This is a genomic window from Streptomyces sp. NPDC046215 (assembly GCF_040646215.1).
GTDB classification, from domain to species: Bacteria; Actinomycetota; Actinomycetes; order Streptomycetales; family Streptomycetaceae; genus Streptomyces; species Streptomyces stramineus.
On the sequence record NZ_JBEYZW010000191.1, the window covers coordinates 1 to 2,217 of the forward strand.

The 2,217-nt window shown below is 71.8% G+C and carries 1 protein-coding gene; it reads left to right on the forward strand.

Translation table 11 applies throughout. From position 1 onward, the window contains the following. Positions 1-290 precede the first annotated feature (290 nt). Positions 291-2,096 (forward strand): ABC-F family ATP-binding cassette domain-containing protein, encoded by a 1,806-nt coding sequence (locus ABZ951_RS33770; protein WP_344086285.1) that lies wholly within the window; start codon positions 291-293, stop codon positions 2,094-2,096. Positions 2,097-2,217 lie beyond the last annotated feature (121 nt).

Sequence of the window (2,217 nt, forward strand, 5' to 3'; positions counted from 1 at the left end):
GGGGTGTCAGGGCGTAAAGCGAAGCAGCCCTGACACCCCCACCCGCGCAGGCCCGACACCGAACCTGAACAGCCCCGCGCAGCGGACACGCCCCCCGCAGGGGCAACGGCGCCGCACCCGGCAACGCTCCGCGCACCTGAACAGCCCCGCGCAGCGGAGCGGCCCCGCGCAGCGGCAAGGCAGCGGCAAGGCAGCGGCAAGACGACCACCGGTCCGGCATAACCGGGCGCCGACTACCCTGGGAAGCCGATCGCAAACCAGCGCCGCAAGGCGCAAGAGGCAGGAGCGGAATGGCCACGAACCTCGTCAATCTGGAAGCCGTCGACAAGGTGTACGGCACACGTGCACTGCTCGACGGCATCTCCCTCGGCGTGAACGAGGGCGACCGGATCGGCGTCGTCGGCCGCAACGGCGACGGCAAGACCACGCTCATCCGCATCCTCGCCAAGCTCGAAACCGCCGACAACGGCCGCGTCACCCACGCCGGCGGCCTGCGCCTGGGCGTGCTGACCCAGCACGACTCCCTCGACCCGGCCGCCACCGTGCGCCACGAGGTCATCGGCGACCTCGCCGACCACGAGTGGGCGGGCAGCGCCAAGATCCGCGACGTGCTCACCGGCCTCTTCGGCGGCCTGGACCTGCCCGGCTTCGCCCAGGGCCTCGACACCGTCATCGGCCCGCTCTCCGGCGGCGAGCGCCGCCGGATCGCGCTCGCCAAGCTCCTGATCGCCGACCAGGACATGATCGTCCTGGACGAGCCCACCAACCACCTCGACGTCGAGGGCATCTCCTGGCTGGCCGCCCACCTGCGCTCCCGCCGGTCGGCCCTGGTGGTCGTCACTCACGACCGCTGGTTCCTCGACCAGGTCGCCACCCGCATGTGGGACGTCCAGCGCGGCGAGGTCCACGAGTACGAGGGCGGCTACAGCGACTACGTCTTCGCCCGCGCGGAGCGGGAGCGCATCGCCGCGACCGAGGAGGCCAAGCGGCAGAACCTGATGCGCAAGGAGCTCGCCTGGCTGCGCCGCGGCGCCCCGGCCCGCACCAGCAAGCCGCGCTTCCGCATCGAGGCCGCCAACGAGCTGATCGCCGACGTGCCGCCGCCCCGCGACACCGCGGAGCTGATGAAGTTCGCCAACTCCCGGCTCGGCAAGACCGTCTTCGAACTGGAGGGCGTCCGCATCCAGGCCGGCTCGAAGGAGCTCATCGAGCACCTGACCTGGCAGCTGGGCCCCGGCGACCGGATCGGTCTCGTCGGCGTCAACGGCGCGGGCAAGACCTCGCTGCTGCGGGCGCTCGCCGAAGCGGCCCGCACCCAGGGCGAGAAGCAGCCCGCGGCGGGCCGGATCGTCGTCGGCAAGACCGTCAAGCTCGCCTACCTCTCGCAGGAGGTCGCCGAACTCGACCCGGCCAAGCGGGTGCTGGAGGCCGTCCAGCAGGTCCGTGACCGCGTCGACCTCGGCAAGGGCCGGGAGATGACGGCGGGGCAGCTGTGCGAGAAGTTCGGCTTCACCAAAGAGAAGCAGTGGACGCCGGTCGGCGACCTCTCCGGCGGCGAGCGCCGCCGGCTGCAGATCCTGCGGCTGCTGATGGACGAGCCCAACGTCCTCTTCCTCGACGAGCCCACCAACGACCTCGACATCGAGACCCTGACCCAGCTGGAGGACCTCCTCGACGGCTGGCCCGGCTCCATGGTCGTCATCAGCCACGACCGGTACTTCATCGAGCGCACGACCGACCGCGTCTACGCGCTGCTCGGCGACCGGGCCCTGCGGATGCTGCCGCGCGGCCTGGACGAGTACCTGGAGCGCCGCCAGAAGGTCATCGACGCCGCCGTGCCCGCCGCCGCCCCCGCCCCGGAGGCCGCCGCGAAGCAGAAGTCGGCCGGTGACGCCCGCGCCGCGAAGAAGGAGCTCCAGAAGATCGAGCGCCGCCTGGACCGCATCAGCGAGCAGGAGACCAAGCTCCACGCGAAGATCGCCGAGCAGGCGACCGACTTCGAGGCGGTGGCCAAGCTCGACGCCGAGCTCCGCGAACTCGCCGCGGAGCGCGACGACCTGGAGCTGCGGTGGCTGGAAATGGCCGACGACGCGTAACGCCTCCGGCGGGTCTTCGGCCTACGGGCCCGTCGTTGCCACCTGCGGCGGCGAGCGCCCTGCGGGTGCGTCCTCACACGCCGGGCGGGCTGGTATCGGCTGAGCTCAGCCGATACCAGCC